Annotated in this window: 18 protein-coding genes; 7 read left to right on the top strand and 11 right to left on the bottom strand. The window is 64.4% G+C overall.

The features are described from left to right. Positions 1-10: 10 nt before the first annotated feature. Positions 11-2,176, top strand: a complete 2,166-nt coding sequence (locus ACQKIK_RS05865; RefSeq protein ID WP_499135067.1) for an LTA synthase family protein — start codon at positions 11-13, stop codon at positions 2,174-2,176. Positions 2,177-2,238: 62 nt separating this feature from the next. Here the strand turns inward: ACQKIK_RS05865 and ACQKIK_RS05860 are convergent, their stop codons facing one another. From ACQKIK_RS05860 to ACQKIK_RS05850, 3 genes are read right to left on the bottom strand one after another with little or no spacing between them, the layout of a single operon-like run. Continuing rightward, positions 2,239-2,703: a periplasmic heavy metal sensor gene (locus ACQKIK_RS05860; protein WP_499135065.1), complete on the bottom strand. Its 465-nt coding sequence runs from the start codon at positions 2,701-2,703 to the stop codon at positions 2,239-2,241. Between the two features lie 27 nt (positions 2,704-2,730). Further along, a complete protein-coding gene (locus ACQKIK_RS05855) occupies positions 2,731-3,252 on the bottom strand; it encodes a hypothetical protein (RefSeq protein WP_499135064.1) in 522 nt (173 codons plus the stop codon). A gap of 9 nt (positions 3,253-3,261) precedes the next feature. Continuing rightward, a complete protein-coding gene (locus ACQKIK_RS05850; protein WP_101152598.1) occupies positions 3,262-3,666 on the bottom strand; it encodes a DUF1924 domain-containing protein in 405 nt (134 codons plus the stop codon). Positions 3,667-3,806: 140 nt separating this feature from the next. On the opposite strand from ACQKIK_RS05850, the gene ACQKIK_RS05845 reads away from it, so the two are divergent. Then, entirely contained in the window at positions 3,807-5,372 is a 1,566-nt protein-coding gene (locus tag ACQKIK_RS05845; protein WP_499135062.1) for a 2Fe-2S iron-sulfur cluster-binding protein, read from the top strand. A gap of 164 nt (positions 5,373-5,536) precedes the next feature. On the opposite strand, the gene ACQKIK_RS05840 is transcribed toward ACQKIK_RS05845, so the two are convergent. The 3 genes from ACQKIK_RS05840 to ACQKIK_RS05830 form a co-directional block, all read right to left on the bottom strand. Then, on the bottom strand, positions 5,537-6,931 hold the full coding sequence (locus ACQKIK_RS05840; RefSeq protein WP_499135060.1) for an MBL fold metallo-hydrolase: 1,395 nt from the start codon (positions 6,929-6,931) through the stop codon (positions 5,537-5,539). Positions 6,932-7,000: 69 nt separating this feature from the next. Next, entirely contained in the window at positions 7,001-8,089 is a 1,089-nt protein-coding gene (gene trmA / locus ACQKIK_RS05835) for a tRNA (uridine(54)-C5)-methyltransferase TrmA (RefSeq protein WP_499135058.1), read from the bottom strand. A gap of 379 nt (positions 8,090-8,468) precedes the next feature. Then, complete coding sequence (locus ACQKIK_RS05830; RefSeq protein ID WP_499135057.1) at positions 8,469-9,764, bottom strand: NCS2 family permease; 1,296 nt, start codon at positions 9,762-9,764, stop codon at positions 8,469-8,471. Positions 9,765-10,121: 357 nt separating this feature from the next. Here ACQKIK_RS05830 and ACQKIK_RS05825 point away from each other — a divergent pair, with 357 nt between their 5' ends. The 4 genes from ACQKIK_RS05825 (at position 10,122) to ACQKIK_RS05810 (ending at position 14,641) form a co-directional block, all read left to right on the top strand. After that, positions 10,122-10,724: a nucleotidyltransferase family protein gene (locus tag ACQKIK_RS05825; RefSeq protein WP_499135056.1), complete on the top strand. Its 603-nt coding sequence runs from the start codon at positions 10,122-10,124 to the stop codon at positions 10,722-10,724. Between the two features lie 199 nt (positions 10,725-10,923). Then, positions 10,924-11,457, top strand: coding sequence for a (2Fe-2S)-binding protein (locus tag ACQKIK_RS05820; protein ID WP_046163912.1), 534 nt, complete (start codon positions 10,924-10,926; stop codon positions 11,455-11,457). Next, complete coding sequence (locus ACQKIK_RS05815) at positions 11,454-12,440, top strand: FAD binding domain-containing protein (RefSeq protein WP_499135054.1); 987 nt, start codon at positions 11,454-11,456, stop codon at positions 12,438-12,440. Before ACQKIK_RS05820 ends, ACQKIK_RS05815 begins: the two co-directional genes overlap by 4 nt. Further along, positions 12,437-14,641, top strand: a complete 2,205-nt coding sequence (locus ACQKIK_RS05810) for a xanthine dehydrogenase family protein molybdopterin-binding subunit (protein WP_499135053.1) — start codon at positions 12,437-12,439, stop codon at positions 14,639-14,641. Before ACQKIK_RS05815 ends, ACQKIK_RS05810 begins: the two co-directional genes overlap by 4 nt. A gap of 109 nt (positions 14,642-14,750) precedes the next feature. On the opposite strand, the gene ACQKIK_RS05805 is transcribed toward ACQKIK_RS05810, so the two are convergent. The 4 genes from ACQKIK_RS05805 to ACQKIK_RS05790 form a co-directional block, all read right to left on the bottom strand. Further along, on the bottom strand, positions 14,751-15,977 hold the full coding sequence (locus ACQKIK_RS05805; protein ID WP_499135052.1) for an MFS transporter: 1,227 nt from the start codon (positions 15,975-15,977) through the stop codon (positions 14,751-14,753). Positions 15,978-16,230: 253 nt separating this feature from the next. Next, positions 16,231-16,635, bottom strand: coding sequence for a carboxymuconolactone decarboxylase family protein (locus ACQKIK_RS05800; protein ID WP_499135050.1), 405 nt, complete (start codon positions 16,633-16,635; stop codon positions 16,231-16,233). Between the two features lie 56 nt (positions 16,636-16,691). After that, positions 16,692-17,069, bottom strand: coding sequence for a MerR family transcriptional regulator (locus ACQKIK_RS05795; RefSeq protein WP_081262880.1), 378 nt, complete (start codon positions 17,067-17,069; stop codon positions 16,692-16,694). Continuing rightward, a complete protein-coding gene (locus ACQKIK_RS05790; protein WP_045430394.1) occupies positions 17,066-18,193 on the bottom strand; it encodes a methyltransferase in 1,128 nt (375 codons plus the stop codon). Before ACQKIK_RS05790 ends, ACQKIK_RS05795 begins: the two co-directional genes overlap by 4 nt. A gap of 223 nt (positions 18,194-18,416) precedes the next feature. Here ACQKIK_RS05790 and ACQKIK_RS05785 point away from each other — a divergent pair, with 223 nt between their 5' ends. Continuing rightward, the gene (locus ACQKIK_RS05785) at positions 18,417-19,193 is read left to right on the top strand and encodes a ferredoxin--NADP reductase (RefSeq protein WP_499135049.1); all 777 of its coding nucleotides are present in this window, start codon (positions 18,417-18,419) and stop codon (positions 19,191-19,193) included. 118 nt (positions 19,194-19,311) lie between these two features. Here the strand turns inward: ACQKIK_RS05785 and siaD are convergent, their stop codons facing one another. Next, on the bottom strand, positions 19,312-20,097 hold the full coding sequence (siaD, locus tag ACQKIK_RS05780; RefSeq protein WP_499135047.1) for a biofilm regulation diguanylate cyclase SiaD: 786 nt from the start codon (positions 20,095-20,097) through the stop codon (positions 19,312-19,314). Positions 20,098-20,099: the final 2 nt, after the last annotated feature.

Here is a 20,099-nt window from a genome sequence, read left to right as displayed (position 1 = left end):
GGACGTATCCATGCTTTCCTCTTTGCGACGCCCTGCTCGAGAGCACCCGGTGTCCGGCTTCAATGGCCTGGCCGCGCACCTGCGCTTCACGTTCGCCAGTGCGCTGGCCCTGCTGGCGATGTTTGCGCTGCTGCGGCTGGGCTTGCTGCTGTTCAACCGCGAACTGCTCGGCAGCACGCCGCTGGCCAGTATCGTCGAGGCATTCGGCAACGGCCTGCGCTTCGACCTGCGGGTGGCGGTGTACGTCCTGCTGCCGCTGCTGCTCGGCGTGCTGAGCATACGAGTGATGGCCGCCCGCGGCCTGCTGCGGCTGTGGTTGAGTGTGTGTGCCAGCCTGACGATCCTGCTCGGACTGATCGAGCTGAACTTCTATCGCGAGTTCCATCAGCGCCTCAACAGTCTGGTGTTCCAGTACCTGCAGGAAGATCCGGCCACCGTGCTGAGCATGCTCTGGCATGGCTTCCCGGTGCTGCAGCTGCTGGCGGCCTGGGGCGCTGCGAGCGTGGCAATGTACGCCCTGTTCGGCTGGCTGGAGCGGCTGACCCGTGGTGCGCCGGTCGCTCGGCCAGGCGCTGCAAGTCGCAATGGCGCCGCCTGGTATGCCCGCGCCGCCGTGTTCACGCTGCTGGTGCTGGTCTGCGTGGTGGCCGCGCGCGGCACGCTGCGCCAGGGACCGCCGCTGCGCTGGGGCGATGCCTTCACTACCGAATCGATGTTCGCCAATCACCTCGGCCTGAACGCGACACTGTCGCTGTATGACGCGGCGAAAAACCGCTTTTCCAGCCACCGCGACAACAGCTGGAAGGCGACGCTGCCGGCCGAGCAGGCGCAGGCGATCACCCGTGAACTGCTGCTGACCGGTAACGACCAGCTGGTGGATGCCGAGCTGGCGCCGGTACGCCGTGATTTCCGGCCGCCGGCGGATGGGCAGCTGCCGGTGCGCAACGTGGTGGTCATCCTGATGGAGAGCTTCGCCGGGCGTTTTGTCGGCGCGCTGGGCAGTCAGGAAGGCATCACGCCGAACTTCGACCGCCTGGCCGGCGAGGGGCTGCTGTTCGAGCGCTTCTTCGCCAACGGCACCCACACCCACCAGGGCATGTTCGCCAGCATGGCCTGCTTCCCCAACTTGCCGGGCTTCGAGTACCTGATGCAGACGCCGGAAGGCGGCAACCGCTTCTCCGGGTTGCCACAGTTGCTCAGCGCACGGGCGTTCAACGACCTCTACGTCTACAACGGCGACTTTGCCTGGGACAACCAGTCCGGATTTTTCAGCAATCAGGGCATGACCCGCTTCATCGGCCGCGGCGACTACGTCGACCCGGTGGTGGCCGATCCGACCTGGGGCGTTTCCGATCAGGACATGTTCACCCGCGCTGCCGAGGAGCTAGCGCAGCTTGACCGCAGCAAACCGTTCTATGCGCTGTTGCAGACACTGTCCAATCATACGCCCTATGCGCTGCCGGAGCAGTTGCCGATTGCCGCCGTCGAGGGGCATGGCGCGCTGGATCAGCACCTGACCGCGATGCGCTATTCGGATTGGGCGCTCGGCCAGTTCTTCGACAAGGTGCGTGACCAGCCCTGGTTCGAGCAGACGCTGTTCGTGGTGGTTGGCGATCACGGCTTCGGGGTGCCGGAGGAGGTGACCGAGATGGACCTGTTCCGCTTCAACGTACCGCTGCTGCTGATCGCGCCGGGTATCAGCGAGCGCTTCGGCCGCCGCCGTGATGTAGTGGGTACCCAGGTCGACGTGGTGCCGACGATCATGGGCCGCCTCGGCGGTGAGGTTCGACACCAGTGCTGGGGTCGCGATCTGCTCAGCCTGGCGGCGGATGATCCGGGCTTCGGCATCATCAAACCGTCGGGCAGCGACCAGACGGTGGCGATGATTCGCGGTGACCGCGTGCTGGTACAGCCCAAGGAGCAAGCGGCGCGCCTGTATCGCTATCGCCTGGGGGCCAACCCGCAGGGCGACCGCCTCGCGCCGGATGCCGAGGCAGCGCAGTTGCAGCGCCAGCTCGAAGCCTACCTGCAGACCGCGACTGCCAGCCTGCTGGCCAACCGCAGCGGTGATCGCGAGCGTGAGGCTGCGCCGGGCGGCGTGCCGCTGGCCAGTGCGGTCATACCCGCAGAGCCGTCCAAGACGCCGAGCCAGGTGCGTAAGGCGCGCGAAGGCTGAGATTCAGCGCGTCGGTGGCGAACGCCGCGGCCGAGAGTTCGCGGCGTTCGGCTGTATGACGGCTACTGATCGTGCAGCGAGGCCAATTCGGCCGACGCGTTCTGGCGGGCGAGGAAACTCACCAGTTTCTGTCGCTGACGGGCGTCGAGCAGCTCGCGTTCGTTCAGCAGCTGCTCGATCTGCAGCTGTTGGCGAGCGTCGCGCAGTTCACCGAGCTTTGCCTGCTCGCTGGCGATCTGCGCGGGGTCGACCCGCTCGCCGAGCAGCGCCTGTAGCAACTTGCTGCGCTGGGCATCGAGGTCACTGTCGAGGGCACGCAGCCGGGCCAGATAGGGCGCCTGGCCGTCGTGCCAGCGCCCGAGTTGGTTGGCGCTCAGCTCCAGCTGGCGCGACAGTTCGGTTGGTGCGCCGGACGGCATGGGCAGCCCGTCGGTTTGCAGTTTCTGCCAGGCGAGCGCGCCCAGCACGCCACAGTTGACCAGTAGCGACAGCGCCAGGGCTCCGCGCAGAGTGGAAGTCGTCATCATGGATTACCTCAGTGGGGAAACAGCCGCTTAGCGCGGAATCTTTACGCGGTCGTCATCGAAGTCACCGCGTTCGGCGTCGCGGTGGCAGGCCACGCAGTTGGCGCGACCGCCGACCGACTCGCGGGCAAACTTGGCCTCGCTGACCTCGTCGTGCTTGCGCTCGAACCAGCGCGTCTGGCTGATGCGCGGCGGCTCGCCGACGGTCGGCGAGGGCTCGACCGGCAAGCGGTTGGCCGCCGAGGCGCGCAGCAGGAAGTCGAGGATCTCGCGCTCCTGTTCGGGGTCGAGCGTGGCATTGCTGCCGTAGTGCTCATCGAGGGTTTGCATCTGCCGGCGCCAGGCCTCGGCCGGCAGCAGGCCCGGTGCGTAGAGCATGTGGCAGGCGGCGCATTCCTCCTTCCAAACCAGTGGTGCGTCGCTCGGAACCGACAGACGCTTGGGGCGCTTGTAGCCCTGGCGGTCGTGGTCGTCGTTGTCAGCGAAGCTGAGGCTGGCCAACGCCAGGGCAGAGGTCAGCCCGGCGACGGCGACGATGGATGCGATCTTCATGGCGCACTCCTATTGGATGCTGTCGATCCAGCTGATGAAGTCGCCTTTTTCCTGCGCCGTGCATTCGCGGGCGAAGACGTCGTCGCAGTTGCGGCGGAACCACTTCTCGACCTTCTTCAGGTTGGTGAAACGCTCGGGATTGGTCGCTGGCGCCAGCGGCTCGACCTTGCGGTGAGCGGGCGTCTTGCCCGGCTGGCGTGGGTCGGCGGTGTGACAGGTGGTACAGCTCATGGTCTTGCCGTCGCGCTGCTCTTCGGCGAAGTACAGCGCCTTGCCGCGCTCGGCGGAGAAACCGGCGAAGTTCGGATTCTCCTGGCGCGCCTGGGTGGCGTAGCCGGCCAGCAGCGGGTGTTCGGTTTCGGCCAGGGCCGGCAGGCTCAGGCAGCAGGCGAGGGCGATCCAGTGGGCTTTCATGGTGCGGTCTCCAGGAGGGATGAGCACAGCCTAGGCGCGCTGCCTTACGCCAAACTGAACATGGCCGCATGATGGCATTCAGCTTGGATTCAGCTGAAGGGCATACAAGGAAGGCATTCCGTCCATCGAGGATTGCCATCGTGGCTGCCTTCAACCGCTTTCGCTTGTTCCACTGGCTACTGGCCGGTTTCTTCCTCGCGGTGTACCTGACTGGTGACGACGCCGAGTCGTTGCACCTCTGGCTGGGTTACGGCCTGGTGGTGCTGCTGGTGTGGCGTCTGCTGATCGTGCCGCTGCGCCTGCGGGGCTTTCCAATGTTGCTGCCGCCGAAGGGACAGCGGCGCAAGCCGGGCCTGTCGGCAATCGGCAAGTGGCTGACGGTAGGTGCGCTGGGCAGTTTCGCCATCGCCAGCCTGGTCGGCCTGGGCATGGTCGACAACGGCGACGTGCTGGCTGCGCTGCCCGGTGTGGGGCCAGAGGTGTTCGGTGCTGCCAGCGACATCGATTTCGTCGGCTGGATGGGGGATGCCGAAGAGGTGCACGAGTTCTTTGCCAACCTGGGGCTGGGGCTGATTGGCCTGCACGTCGGCTACGTGCTGCTGTTCCGTCGCAAGACGGTGTGGCCAATGCTGCGCGGCGTGTCCGCGTCGGGGCCGACAGCGACACCGACTTCTGGCATGACCTCCCTGTCTGCTTCCCCGGCTCCGGCCACCGGCGAGTTCACTCGCCTGCGAATCGCCTCGCGTCAGGCCGAAACCGCCGATAGCTGCTCGTTCACCCTGCAGGTACCGGCCGCCCAGCGCGCACGGTTTGCCGCGCGGCCGGGGCAGTTCCTCACCTTGAAGGTGCGCTGTGGCGAGGAGCCGTTGCTGCGCTGCTACTCGCTGTCGCAACGGCCGGAGGGCAACGCTGCCCTACGCATCACCATCAAGCGGGTGCCCGGCGGCCGGGCGTCGAACTGGCTGCTGGACAACCTGCAGGTGGGCGACTGCATCGAGGCGCTGCCGCCGGCTGGCGTTTTCGTGCCGCGCAGCCTGGACTGCGACCTGCTGCTGCTCGGTGCCGGCAGCGGCATCACGCCGCTGATGGCGATCCTGCAGGCCGCGCTGGTCGAGGGTAATGGACGGGTGTGCCTGTTTTACGCCAGCCGCGACGCCGCGTCGCTGATCTTTGCCGAGGAGCTGACCGAATTGTCCGCCCGCCATCCCGAACGTCTGCAGCTGCGCATCTGGCTGGATGCGGAACAGGGTGCGCCGAATGGCCCGGCCATCGCCGCGAAGATCGCAGGTTGGCCCGCCGCAGAGGCTTACATCTGCGGGCCGCAGCCGTTCATGGATGCTGCCAGTTCTGCGCTGAGCGAGCTGGGCGTAGAGGCTGCGCGCATCCATCTGGAGCGCTTCGGCGCGGCTGCGCCAGTGGCCACCTCGGGCGGCAAGCGCAGCCGCCTGCGGGTCGCTCTCGACGGCCGTCGCCACGAGCTGGATGTGCTGCGTGGCGAGGTACTGCTGGAGGCGATGGAGCAGGCTGGCCTGCAGCCACCGAGCGCCTGTCGCTCGGGTGTCTGCGCCGCGTGCAAGTGTCGCGTGGTCGAGGGCAGCGTAAGCATGCGCAGCAATCAGGTGCTGAGCGAAAGCGAGGTGCGTCAAGGCTGGGTCCTGGCTTGCCAGGCGGAACCGCGCAGCGCCGAACTGCAGGTGGAGTACTGAGGTGGAACAGGCCGTTGCTGTTTTCCCCTACGAATCGCGTAAGTGGACGGGGCGTAGGGTGAATAACGGCGCAGCCTTAACCACCGACACGGTAGTGCCTTTGCACTTGGGTCGGGTGGAAAATCCGTTGGTTCTCAACCTTATGCAGATCGTGCCCAGCTGGCTCAGCGCTCCGCCACTGGCAGGTCGTCCTTGCGCCAAGCGATCCATGAACCCGGCACGTTGACTACCCGGCTGAACCCGTGGCGCTTGAGAATACTGGCGGCAATCGAGGCGCGATAACCGCTGCCGCAGTAGGTCGCCACGGTTCTGTCCTTATCCAGTTGATCCAGTCCTTCGGGCAGATGTGCGACGAAGGCATGCCTGGCGCCGGGCACGCGCCCTTGCTCGACCTCCTCGGGTGCGCGCACGTCGAGTACCTGAACCTGCGGATCCTCGCGGCGACGGTTCAGCTCGTGCACCGTCCATTGACCGACGCTGGCCAGGGGCAGGCCGGAGTTCTGCCAGTCGGTCATGCCGTTGCGCAGATAGCCTGCCACCCGATCGAGACCGATGCGGTACAGCTGCAGTGTCGCCTGGTGGACCTCGTGGCTGTCTTCGCCGATCAGGTAGATCGGCCACTTGTCGTCGAGCATCCAGCCGGCCCAGCTGACGAACTCGTTGCGCAGCGCGATGTTCAGCGCGCCCGGCACATGGCCACCGCCGAAGGCCAGGATCGAGCGCACATCTACCAGTTGCACGACACTGTGGTCGGCGGTGCGCTGGCGGAACTCCTCCGGTGCCAGCGGCGGCGGCAGCGCTGGTCCGCCGGTATTCATTGCTGGACGGGTGTTGAGCTTCTTTAGCCGCGCATAGTGGCGCGGCGGCTCGGGCATGGCGCTGAGCAGCCAGTCGATGAACTCGCCTTCGTTACGCCGCTGGTTGAGTGCCGGATTGAACAACAACTCGTTGCCCAGTGTGGAGCGCCGGCGATCACCGATGGACTTGCCGCAGGCCGAGCCGGCGCCATGACACGGGTAGATCTCGATGCGTTCACCGAGTGGCAAGTAACGGGTGAACAGCGTGGCATAGAGCTGCGCGGCCAGTTGCCGGGTGCTGTCTTCGCCGAGCAGGTCGGGACGGCCGACGTCGAGGTTGAACAGGGTGTCGCCGGTAAACAGCGCGAACGGCTCATCGCCCTGCTGGCCGTCGCGCAGCAGCAGCGAGATGTGTTCTGGCGTGTGGCCTGGCGAGTAGATGATTTCCAGGCTGACCTGGCCGAGCTCCAGCACCTCGCCATCGGCAGCCTGGCGCAGCTCGAAACCGTAGTTCGGCGAGCAGCCACCGATGATCTCTGCGCCGCTGCGTTCGGCCAGCGCCTGGGCACCTGAGACGAAGTCGGCATGGATGTGGGTCTCGATGACGTAGCCGATGCGCAGGCCTTTTTCGCGGGCCAGGTCGAGGTAGATATCGATGTCGCGCCGAGGATCGATCACCGCGGCAACTGCGGCCTTGCTGTCGCCCACCAGGTAAGAAATCTGCGCCAGGCCGTCGGTATAGATCGGCTCGAATATCAGCATGCTCGCTCCTCCGTAACGATTGATCGTCACGGTTGGGACGCCGACAGCCGGTTCGGGTTCAGTACCCGCTCATTTGCGGACCAGCAGCACCCCGGATTCCATGTGATGGGTGTAGGGGAATTGGTCGAACAGGGCGCAGCGCTCGATGCGATGGGTGTCGTGCAGCTGGGCGATGTTCGCCGCGAGGGTTTCCGGGTTGCATGAAATGTAGAGGATGCGCTCGAAACGGCGGGTCAGTTCGCAGGTGTCCGGGTCCATGCCGGCGCGTGGCGGGTCGACGAAGACGCTGCCGAAGTTGTAGCGCTTCAAGTCGATGCCGGCCAGGCGGCGGAAAGGGCGTACTTCGTTCAGCGCCTGGGTCAGCTCTTCAGCCGAGAGGCGTACCAGGGTGACGTTATCGATGCCGTTGTCGTCGAGGTTGGCCAGCGCCGCGTTCACCGAGGATTTACTGATCTCGGTGGCCAGCACCTTGGGCACACGGGTTGCCAGCGGTAGGGTGAAGTTACCGTTGCCGCAATAGAGTTCGAGTAGGTCGTCGTTTCGCTCGCCAAGGACGTCGTAGGCCCAGTTCAGCATCTTCTGGCATACGTCGCCGTTGGGCTGGGTAAAGGCGCCTTCGGGTTGCCGGTAGCTGAAGGTGCGGCCGGCAACGGTCAGCCGCTCAGTCACGTAATCGCGTCCGATGACGATGCGCTTGCCCTTGGAACGGCCGACGATGCTGGCGCCCAGCGCCTCGGCTAGCTTTTCTGCCTCTTGCTGCCAGGCATCGTCCAGCGGCCGGTGATACGCGAGGGTGATCAGCGCATCGCCGGAGAGCGTGGTCAGGAACTCGACCTGGAACAGCTTGAAACTCAGGGTCTCGCTGGCTTGCCAGGCGGCCTTGAGCTGCGGCATCAGGTCGTTGATGCAACGGCTGGCGATGGGGAATTCGTCGATCAGAATGGGCGTGTGCTTGTCGCCCTGCTCGAACATCGCGTAGTGGCGTTGGCCGTCCTCGCGCCACAGGCGGAACTCGGTGCGAAGCCGGTAGTGCTCACGTGGCGAGTCGAAGACTTCTGGCGCGGGTGCGTCGAAGGGCGCCAGTAGTTCCACCAGCCGCGCGGCTTTCTCGGCGAGTTGGGCGTCGTAAGTGGCGGGGTCGAATTGCGGAGCGCTCATGAAGACTCTTGGAATGGTAGGTAAATCGTAGGGTGGATCGGGGCGCGCAGCTGACGCCTCACCCATCCACCGTAGCCGTACGAAAGGTGGATGAAAAAAGCGTCATCCACCCTACGCAACCGGAGGGCGCGGATTGTACGGTCGTCAGCTCGGGTTGTCAGGAGCGGGCTGGTGCCGCTCTGGGCTGCTTTGGTGGGCTGAAGCCCACCCTACAAAACTGAAGCCCACCCTACGATGGTCCTGAACTCGGCGGAAGGGCCGGCAACGCTCCGTTTCGGTGGTTGTAGGGTGGGCTTCAGCCCACCGATAAATCGTGCAGCTCAGAGCTGCAGGGTGGGCCGGCAGCGTTCCGCTTCAGCCCACCAAAATCACCGGTATCTCAGCCGGCGAACCAGCCCAGCTTGACCACGAACAGGATCGAGAGGATCCACATCGCCGGGCTCAGCTCGCGCCAGCGGCCGGCGAGCAGCTTGATCGCGGTCCAGGCAATGAAGCCGAAGGCGATGCCGTTGGCGATGGAGAAGGTCAGCGGCATGGCCAGCGCGGCGATGGCCACCGGTGCGGCGACGGTGAGGTCTTCCCAGTCGATGTTGGCGAGGCTGCTCATCATCAGCACGGCGACGAACAACAGCGCCGGTGCGGTCGCGTAGGCGGGCACGGCACCGGCCAGCGGGGCGAAGAACAGGCTGAGCAGAAACAGCAGTGCCACCACACAGGCGGTCAGGCCGGTGCGGCCCCCAGCGCTGATGCCGGCTGCCGATTCGATGTAGCTGGTGGTGGTCGAGGTGCCGAGGGCGGCGCCAGCCATGGTCGCGGTGCTGTCAGCCAGCAGCGCGCGGCCGAGGCGAGGCATGCGACCGTCCTTGTCCAACAGGTTGGCTTTCTGGGCGACACCGATGAGGGTGCCGGAGGTGTCAAACAGGTCGACGAAGAGGAAAGCGAAGATGACGCTGAGTAGACCAATGTCCAGCGCGCCCATGATGTCCAGCTGCATGAAGGTCGGCACCAGCGAAGGCGGCATCGACACCACGCCGTTGAGCTCGGAAAGGCCCAGCAGGATCGACAACCCGGTCACCACCAGAATGCCGATCATCACGGCCCCCGTGACCTTGCGATAAGCCAGCGCGGCGATCAGGAAGAAGCCGAGGCAGGCGAGCAGCGGGCCGCCGGCGGTGAGATCACCCAGGCCCACCAGCGTGGCCGGGTTGTCGACGACGATACCGGCATTCTTCAGCGCGATGATCGCCAGGAACAGGCCGATACCCGCCGCGATGCCCGAGCGCAGCGCCAGCGGAATGCTGTGGATGATCCACTCGCGGATCTTGAAAATCGACAGCAAGAAGAAAATTGCGCCCGAGAGGAACACCGCACCCAGCGCGGTCTGCCAGGTGTAACCCATGGTCAGCACTACGGTGTAGGTGAAGAAGGCGTTCAGGCCCATGCCCGGTGCCAAGGCGATCGGGTAGTTGGCAACCAGGCCCATGATCGCCGAGCCGATGGCGGCGGCCAGGCACGTGGCGACGAAGACCGCACCGTGATCCATGCCGGTTTCAGCGAGGATGCTCGGGTTGACGAAGAGGATGTAGGCCATCGTCAGGAAGGTGGTGAGACCGGCCAGGATCTCGGTGCGCAGCGTGGTGTTGTGCGCCTTGAGTTGGAACAGCTTCTCCAGCATGGTGATTCCTCTTCTTGCCGGTCTTTCGTGCGGTTGGGGTACAGCAAAGCTTATCCGGGCGAAGCCCGCAAAAAGCGGGGCATCTTACACCGTCGCTCGAGCGGGTTGAATTTCCATTCGGTGACTTGTGAGTTCTGCTTTTCACGGTGGGATCGCGCCGCTCTGTACCCAACAGCGAGTGAGGTTATGGAGCCGGCGCGCAACGGCTGTACTCGCGACGGGTCTGTGTAACTGACGGCCCGATTGGCCCCGTTCTGCGAGGAGGGAACATGACCGAACACCAGACCGACCGACGGCTGGGTGGAAGCCACAGGCGCTTAGGCAAGCCCGGCTCGCGGCGCATGAGAGAACACCCGCATGGTTGAACCCGTACGCGGTGTATGCGCGCTGGTGCTGGCGGCTGGGCAGGGCAGCCGTTACCGCGAGCATGCCGATCAGGACAAATTGCTCGCCACCTGCAATCGCACGCCTGATGCCCCGCCCGTGCTGGCGGCAACGCTTGGTGCGCTGTGCGGGGTCGCCGAGCGGCTGGTCGTCGTGACCCGTGACGACAACAGCGAGCTGCTTGCCTGGCTTGGGCAGCAGGCTGACCGGTACGGTGCCGAGGTGCTCGCCGTGCACACCCAGGGGTTGGGCCACAGCCTGGCGCAGGCGGTCAGGCAGTACCCGAGCGACAAAGGCTGGCTGGTCGCGCTGGGCGACATGCCTTATGTGCGGCCCGCCACCTTCCGTCGCATCGCTGAGCAGATCGAGCCACCGCGCCTGGTGGTTGCAAGCCATCAGGGGCAGCGCGGCCATCCGCGGGGGATCGGTCGCGACCACGCGTTGCAGGTGATGTCGCTGGACGGCGAGCGCGGTGCTCAGGCGCTGTTTTCGAGTGGTGACGCCCGGGAAGTCGAGGTCGATGACTCCGGCGTGTTGCAGGACATTGATCGCCCCGACGATCGACGCAACAGCTGACCGGCTGTAGCTGCCTGCCGGTGGGGCGCCCCGGCGGCTCTATAGCGCACCTTGCATGCCATGTGCGCGCTCGGCTGAACGATTTTTCCGCGTGGGCAGTCGTACTTCCTAGGCGCACGGAAAGCGCATCGAATGCCTGAGGTCTTCGGCGATCCTGCATAGAACAGGCACCCGAAGCCCCCCAAACCGTGAGGCTGCTATGAGCGAAACGTCTTCCGCCCCAGGTGGGATTACCGCCTGTTCTATTTCCCTCCAACTGAACGGCCAGCGCCGTGAAGTCGAGGTCTATCCCTGGACCACCCTGCTTGATCTGCTACGTGAGCAACTGCACCTGACCGGCACCAAGAAAGGCTGTGACCATGGCCAGTGTGGCGCCTGTACCGTGTTGCTCAATGGCAAGCGGATCAATAGCTGCCTGACCCTCGCCGTGATGCACGACGGCGCAGAGCTGACCACCATCGAAGGGCTGGCGCAGGGCGAGGAGCTGCACCCAATGCAGGCCGCCTTCGTCAAACATGACGCCTTCCAGTGCGGCTATTGCACGCCCGGGCAGATCTGCTCGGCGGTGGGCATGATCGCCGAAGGACGGGCAGAAACCCGTGATGATCTGCGCGAACAGATGAGTGGCAATGTCTGCCGTTGCGGCGCCTACCCGAACATTGTCGCCGCCATCGAGGACGCTACGGCGGACACTCGCGAGCGCCTGGCCGGTGCGAAGGAGGTGACGCCATGAATCCCTTCGGCTATGCACGCCCAAGCAGCGTCGAGGAAGCCATCGGTCAATTCCGCCCGGACAGCCGCTACATTGCCGGTGGCACCAATCTGCTGGACCTGATGAAGGAAAACGTCACGCGTCCTTCCCAGCTGATCGACATCACCCAACTACCACTGGCTGACATCGAAGAGACGGCGGATGGTGGCCTGCGCATTGGTGCGTTGGTGAGCAACGCGGATCTGGCCTGGCATCCGCTGGTGGAAGCACGCTATCCGCTGCTGTCACAAGCGATCCTGGCCGGCGCCTCGCCGCAGCTGCGCAACATGGCCACCACAGGCGGCAACCTACTGCAGCGCACCCGCTGCTACTACTTCTACGACAGCACCACACCGTGCAACAAGCGTGAGCCCGGCACTGGCTGCTCGGCGCGCGATGGGCTCAATCGCATCCACGCGATTCTTGGCCACAGCGACGCCTGCATCGCCGTCCATCCCTCCGACATGTGCGTGGCGATGGCGGCACTAGAGGCAGTGGTGCATGTGCAAGGGCAACGGGGCGAGCGGCGCATTCCCATGGCCGACTTTCACCGTTTGCCGGGCCATACACCCGAGCAGGACAACACCCTGGTCGATGGCGAGCTGATCACCGCGGTCGAGTTGCCGCCCCAAGACTTCTCCGCCCACAGCAGCTACCTCAAGCTGCGTGATCGTGCCTCCTATGCGTTCGCCCTGGTTTCGGTCGCCGCTGCACTGGAGATGGACGGCGACAGCATTAGCAGTGCTCGTATCGCCATGGGCGGGGTAGCACACAAGCCCTGGCGCAAGGCCGAAGCCGAGGCGGTGCTGGTCGGCAAAACGGCTGACGAGGCCGCGTTCACGACCGCTGCGGACATCCTGCTCGAGGGAGCCAGTGGCTTCGAACACAACGCCTTCAAGATCGAACTGGGCCGTCGCGCCATCGTTCGCGCCCTGACCGACGCCGCCAGAGGAGCCGCCCAATGAAACCAGCCAACTCCCCGTTCGGGCAGCCGCTTAACCGAGTCGATGGCCCGCTGAAAGTCACGGGACAGGCCCAGTACGCCGGTGAGTTCGATGTGCCCGGCCTGCTCTACGGCAGCGTGGTCAACAGCAGCATCGCGCGTGGTCGAATCATCAGCATCGATGCCAGCGCGGCTGAAGCGGTGCCCGGCGTGGCGCTGGTGCTGACCCACCAGAACCGTCCGCCTATTGCCAGCTACGACGAGCCCTACGAGGACGACGATGCTGCCGATGGCTCGCCGTTCCGGCCGCTGTTCAATGACCGCATCCTCTACAGCGGCCAGCCGATCGCGCTGGTGGTGGCGGAAAACCTCGAGCTGGCCCGCTACGCCGGCAGCCTGGTGCGCGTCGAATACGAGCGCGAGCCCCATCACACCGACCTGCTCAGCGAGCTGGAAACCATGCACAAGGCACCGGCCGACCTGCCGGAGCCGCGCGGTGATGTGGACAGCGCCCTGGCCAGCGCACAATTCAAGGTGGATGTGCAGTACACCACGCCGGTCGAGCACCACAATCCGATGGAGCCGCATGCCTCGACCGTTCACTACTTTCCCGAAGGCAACCTGGAGATCTACGACAAGACCCAGGGTGTGCAGAATTGCATGCGCTATCTGGAAGGCGTGTTCGACATGGAGGGCAAGATCCGCATCCTCTCGCCGTTTGTCGGCGGTGCCTTCGGTTCCGGCTTGCGTCCTCAGTATCAGCTGACGCTGGCGGTGATGGCGGCGCTCAAGCTCAAGCGCTCGGTGCGCGTCACTCTCAAGCGCCAGCAGATGTTCACCTTTGGCTATCGTCCGCGCACCGTGCAGCGGCTGTCGATCGGCGCAAACGCCAGCGGCGAATTGCAGGCCATCACCCATCAGGCGATCGGTCAGACCTCCAGCTTCGAGGATTTCACCGAGCATGAGGTCGAGTGGTCCGGGATGCTTTACAAGTGCCCGAACGCAAGGCTCGACTACCAGCTGGTGCCGCTGGACGTATACACGCCGCTGGATATGCGAGCACCGGGCGCCACCATTGGCGTCTACGCCCTGGAAAGCGCGATGGACGAACTGGCCTACGCGGCGAACGTCGATCCGCTGCAGTTACGCTTGACCAACTATTCCGAGCGCAACGCCAACGAGGACAAGCCCTATTCGAGCAAGGAGCTGCGCCAGTGCTACGAGCAGGGCGCCGAGCGCTTCGGCTGGTCACGCCGTTCGATGGCGCCACGCTCCATGCGCGACGGCAACCAGCTGATCGGCTGGGGCATGGCTACCGGAGTGTGGGAGGCGATGCAGATGCCGGCTGCGGCCAAGGCGTGCCTCGAACCCGACGGACGGCTGGTGGTCAGCAGCGCCACCGCCGACATCGGCACTGGCACCTACACGGTGATGACCCAAATCGCGGCGGCGGCCATGGGCCTGCCGATGGAGCAGGTCGAGTTTCGCCTGGGTGATTCGAACCTCTCGCAGGCGCCGCTGGAAGGCGGTTCCTTCACGGTGTCGTCCGTCGGGACAGCCGTGCAGCAGGCGTGTGAGGGGCTGCAGGCCAAATTACTCGACGCCGCTCAGCAGTCGCCGGTATCGCCGTTCACCGGGGCCAAGCTGGAGGATGTGGAGTTCGTCGACGGCCAGATGCGCTTGAAGACCTCGCCCGAGCAGCGGGTCGAGCTGGCGAAGATCGTCTCCGCCAGCGGCGTGCTCGAAGCGGAAGTCAGCGCCAAGCCGGGCGAGAAACGCAACGAGTATTCAATCTCCACGCACTCGGCGATATTCGTCGAGGTGCGGGTGGACGAATCGCTGGGCACGGTAAAGGTGAGTCGCGTGGTCAGTGCTGTGGCCGCTGGGCGCGTGGTTAATCCGAAGACCGCGGGTAACCAGATCGCGGGTGGTGTGGTCTGGGGCATCGGGCAGGCGCTGCATGAGGAAACCATGATCGATCACAACCTCGGTCGTTACATGAACCACAATCTGTCCGAGTACCACGTCCCGATCAATGCCGATATCAACGATATCGACGTGTTCTTCGTCGAGGAGAAGGACGAAATCGTCAACGCGCTGGGCTCCAAGGGCGTGGGTGAGATCGGCATCGTTGGTGTGGCGGCGGCGGTGGGTAACGCCATCTTCCATGCGACCGGCAAGCGCGTCAGGGATTTGCCGATTACCTTGGACAAGGTGTTGTAACTGGCCAGCCGCGTGGAAAAGGCGTTGCCGTTTTCCACCCTACGGGTGCGCGACTGTCGAGTGTGCGTGAGTAGGGTGGAAGACCGCGACGCGTCTTCCACCGAGCCCGCTAATCCAGATCCCGATGCAACTGGTCGCGATTGGCCAGCGTCGGGAACAGCTTCATCCAGGTACCGGTGATGATCAGCGTTCCGACGCCACCGATCACCACCGCCGGTACGGTGCCGAACCAGTGAGCCGTCAGCCCTGACTCGAATTCGCCGAGCTGGTTGGACGCGCCGATAAACAGACCATTGACCGCACTCACCCGGCCGCGCATGGCGTCCGGCGTTTCCAGCTGCACGAACGCGCCGCGGATCACCATGCTGATCATATCCGCCGCGCCCAGCACCACCAGCACACCCATCGAAAGCCAGAATGAAGTCGACAGGCCGAAGGCGATGGTTGCCAGGCCGAACACCCCGACGGCGGCGAACATGACCCGGCCGACCCTTTTGTTGATGGAATAGCGCGCAAGCCACAGCGACATCAGCAGCGCACCCACCGCCGGTGCCGAACGCAACAGTCCTAGGCCCCAGGGGCCGGTGAGCAGGATGTCCTTGGCGAACACCGGCAGCAGTGCCGTGGCGCCGCCGAGAAGAACGGCAAACATGTCCAGGGAAATAGCGCCGAATATGTCCGGTCGGCTGCGAATGAAGCGCATGCCCGCGAGCAGGTTGTCCATCGCCGGGCCGGTCTGCTTCGGCGGCGCCGGGCGTTTCGGCAGGCTCAGCATCAAACTGCAGGCCAGAGCGAAGAGCAGCGCGACCGGTCCATAAACCCATAAGGGGCCGATGGCGAACAACAGCCCACCGAGCGCGGGCGCGACGATGGTGGCTGTCTGCATCGCCGACGATGAAGCTGCGACCGCCGCGGGAAACAATTGGGCAGGCACCAGGCTCGGCAACAGCGCCTGGGTCGCCGGGCCCTCAAAGGCACGTGCTGTGCCGAGCAGAAACGCCAGCACGAAGATCATCTCCCGTGTCACGCCGAGCCCACCGACGCCGATCACCAGCGCCAGGGCGATCAGCCCTTGCAAGCCCTGACACAGCGCAGCGACCCGTCTTCTGTCGAAGCGATCGGCGACGTGTCCGGTCCAGAGGATGAACAGCAGCCGGGGGAAGAATTCGGCCAGGCCCACCAGCCCGAGGTCGAGCACGCTGCCGGTCAGTTCGTACATGTGCCAGCCGATGGCAACCGCCAGCATCTGAAAGCCGCTGGCGGTGAACACGCGGGCGAACCAAAACTTGATGAAAGGGCGCTGGTGGCGGAGCAGGAGTTTGGCGTGTGTGGACATCAGGTCAGTGCATACGGTGGGCAGCAGGCGAGAGTAGCATCCGGCCGGGGTCGCGCTGTGACGCCGTCCGCCTTCAGAAAGATGATGCGCCGGGACGCGTTGTGCTTGGTGCAGAAAAAAGGGTGTCTCTGGTGGGCTGAAGCCCACCCTACGTATCAGACCCCTGCGGTGGCGTGCCCTGTAGGGCGGGCTTTAGCCCACCGTGGACGCGTGTTGGTATCTGCCGTGGGCTGGATTCACCATGCGTACGCAATCACGTGCCGGGCGCCATTCCCTGCAATAACCCGCGCTCGGCAAACACCGTCTTGGCCGTGCTCATGCCGTTGAGTGCGGCGGGAAAGCCGGCATAGACGGCCATTTGAATGATCACTTCGACGATCTGCTCACGCGTGCAGCCGACGTTCAGCGCGCCGTGGATATGCACCGCCAGTTGCGGTTGGCAATGCCCGAGCGCGGTCAGTGCTGCAACGGTCGCCAGCTCACGCTGCGGCAGATCCAGCTCGGGGCGCTGGTAGATATCGCCAAACGGAAATTCGATGACGTAACGGGCCAGATCCGGCGCAATGGCTTCCAGGCTGTCGATGACCTTTCGCCCAGCCTCACCGTCGATTTGCTCGAGTTTGGCCAGGCCTTCGGTATAGCGGGTGGATGCGGACATGGAGCGTTCCTCTTGATTGGGAAGAGGAAAGCCTGAGGGTTGGAGTGGACTCCAGGTCAAGGGGTTGTTTGTTGGCGGTACAGCTCGATCTTTGCCTGCAGCGCGGTCAGATGTTCGCGGTCGCGCTCCAGACGGTCCTGCAGTTTGGCTGCATGGACTTCGAGCAGCGCCTGCCGCGCCGCCAGAGTCGATTCGCCGCGTTCACGCAGATCGGCGTAGCGAATGATGTCGTCCAGCGCCATGCCGGTGTCTTTGAGACGGAGGATGAAGCCGACCCATTCCAGATCGCGCGGGCCGTAGACGCGAAAGCCGCTGGCGTCCCGGGCGACATGGCGCAGCAGGCCGATCTTTTCGTAATAGCGCAGGGTGTCGGCTGAAAGGCCGGTTCGCGTGGCGAACTGCTGAATACTCAGCCGAACCGGCGCTTCGCTCACGGCTTGATGGCTCGCAGGATGACGAACTTGGGCGTCGCCGCGACCTGCTCCACCTTGCCGAACAGGCGCTTGAGCTTGAGGTGATAGCCGAGGTGGCGGTTGCCGACGATCCACAGCTCGCCGCCCTTGGCCAGTGCCGTCTTGGCCTGGGTGAACATCCGCCAGGCGAGGAAGTCACCGACCACCTGCTGCTGATGAAAGGGCGGGTTGCACAGCACCAGATCCAGCGAATCCATGGGCTGCTCGGCAAGCCCGTCGCCGGCACGGATATCGGCAGGGCGCTCGCCAAGGATGGCCAGCCAGTTCTCTCGTGCCGATTGCACTGCCATGTAGCTCTCGTCCACGAGCGTCATCTGCGCTTGTGGATTGCTCAGGGCGTAAACGATACCGAGCACGCCGTTGCCGCAACCCAGATCCGCGACACGCAGGTTGCCGAGCGCCTTCGGCAGGTGCGGCAGGAAGGCTCGGGTGCCGATGTCGAGGTCTTCCCGGCAGAACAGGTTGGCGTGGTTGATCAGTTCGATGGCCGGCTTATCGAGGTGATAGCGGGTCGGGTAGGGCGAGCGCGGTGCCGGCTTGTCGCTCGGAGTCGCGGTCAGCAGACGCGCTTTCTTCACCGCCAGCGAGGCTTGCATTGGGCCGATGTACTTCTCCAGCAGATCGCCCGCTGCACGCGGCAGGTGCTTGATCATCGAGCCTGCGATCACCTGGGCACCTGGCGCGAGTTGGCCATGCAGGCGGATCAGCTGTTCCTCCAGCAACGCGAGCGTCTTGGGCACGCGAATCAGCACCCGGTCGAACGGGCCTTGAGGCACCTCACTGGCGGGCACGAAGCTCACCGCGTCAGCCGGCATGGCGTTGCGCTGCAGATTTTTTTCCAGCGCCAGGTGCGCGAGGTGAGAGTCGCCATTGCTGGTGACCTGCGCCTGCTTCGCCAATGAACAGGCCAAGGCGCCAAAACTGTCGTTGAGGATCAGCACCCGCGTTGTCGCAGCCAAGCCTTGCTCGTGCAGCTGCGCCAATAGGTACTCGTCAGCCGCATCGAACGCCTGCAAGGGTTCGTTGGGCTGTTCCGGCTGGCGGATCAGATCGAGGCGTGCATAGGCGGATTCTAGAATAGGCATAAGAACTGGCGGTGTTTGTAGGCGTCGGAAAGGAGTATCAAGGGTCCAGGCCGCGGAAAACTACCTGCGTTGGCAATACTGCGTTAGAAACAGCCTCAGAATGCTCATTTAGAACGCCTAAACTCCGCTTCTTCGGCTGTTTCTGCCTTGTCTTGCCTGCCTCGCCTACGTTTTCCGCGGCCCGGACACGCTGGTGTCCCCCGATGTCCGGAAGGAGCGAAGTATGACCGTCAGCGAAGAGAAGTTCACCCGCCAGCGTCTGCTTGAGGTGCAGACGTTGACGCCCACTCTGTTCACCCTACGTACCACCCGCGACACAGGCTTCCGCTTTACTGCCGGGCAGTTCGCCCGCCTCGGCGTTCGTAAGCCCAGCGGCAGTATCGTCTGGCGGGCGTACTCGATGGTATCGGCGCCCCATGATGAGTTTCTCGACTTCTTCTCCATCGTGGTGCCGGATGGTGAATTCACCAGCGAACTGAGTCGCCTCAAGCCCGGCGACGAGCTGCTGGTGGACAAACAGGCGTTCGGCTTTCTCACTCTTGATCGTTTTATCGATGGTCGGGATCTCTGGCTGCTGGGCACCGGGACGGGCATCGCGCCCTTTCTCTCGATCCTGCAGGACTTTGAGGTCTGGCAGCGCTTCGAGCGGATCATCCTGGTGTATAGCGCGCGCACCGCATCCGAGCTGGCCTATCAGGACCTGATCCGCGAGCTGCCGCAGCGCGATTATCTGGAAGGCCTCGGCTCGAGGCTGACCTATCTGCCGGTAGTGACCCGCGAGCAGATGCCCGGCGCGCTGCACGGTCGTGTCACGACGCTGATCGAGAACGGCGAACTGGAGCGAGCGGCCGATCTGCAGCTCGAGCCCGAACACTCGCGGATTATGCTCTGCGGCAATCCGCAGATGATCGAGGACACCCGCAGCATGCTCAAGACACGGGATCTCAACCTGAGCCTGACCCGGCGGCCGGGTCAGGTGGCGGTGGAGAATTACTGGTAATGCGGCGTTGGAGACGACTTGATACGGCCCTAGCCATCAGGCCGGCCCCCGCGCGGATCGTCGAGTCGATCTTGGAACGCTTGCCTGGCGGCGGGCCGCGAACTGACCCGCCGCAGGCTCAATCGGCTAATTCGTAGCGATCACGGCCGTTGCGCTTGGCCCGCAGCAGCGCCACGTCGGCGCGGTTGATGGCGCTCGAATAGTTTTCATCGGCTCTTAGCTGCGCCATGCCCAGGCTCACCGTGACCGACAACGAGTCGTCATTGACGCGCACCCGCAGCTTGGCGACGGCTTCACGCAGACGCTCGATCACCCGGACCGCGCTTTCGGTGGAGGTTTCCGGCATCAACAGAAGGAATTCTTCGCCGCCCCAGCGGCCGCAGAGGTCATGTTCGCGGATCTCCGCCTCCATCACCCGCACCACTTCCATCAGCACGTTGTCGCCGACTTCGTGCCCGTAATCATCATTGATGGCCTTGAAGCGGTCGATATCGACCATGACCACACACAGCGGCCGCGAGTAGCGCTTGGCCCGTTCGGCTTCTTCACGCAAGCGCTCGGTGAGCAAGCGCCGGTTGGCGATGCCGGTAAGGGCATCATGGGTAGAGGCTTCTTTCAGAGCGATATTCAGATCACGCAACATCGTCTGATAGCGATCGGAAATGCGTGCGACTTTCTCCAGCTGTCGGAGCTGCTTGTCGAAGCGTGCCGAGAGGGTCATTTCGCGGTCACGCACGATGCTCTGGTACCCGTCAGAAACGCGGGCGATCCGTTCGATGCGGTTGAGTAGGCTGTGGTGTGCTTCCCACAACTGGCTCAGCGTTTCATGCAGTGGATGGCCTTGGTTCTGTGGATCGGACAGCGATTCCACAACCTGGCTTTCCAGCGGATTCTGCCCGCGCATAA

Origin of the sequence: Pseudomonas sp. NPDC047961, from assembly GCF_050272435.1 — a bacterium.
GTDB lineage: Bacteria > Pseudomonadota > Gammaproteobacteria > Pseudomonadales > Pseudomonadaceae > Stutzerimonas.
The sequence above is the reverse complement of the archived record's forward strand: the minus strand, read 5'-3'. Positions and strand labels throughout refer to the sequence as shown.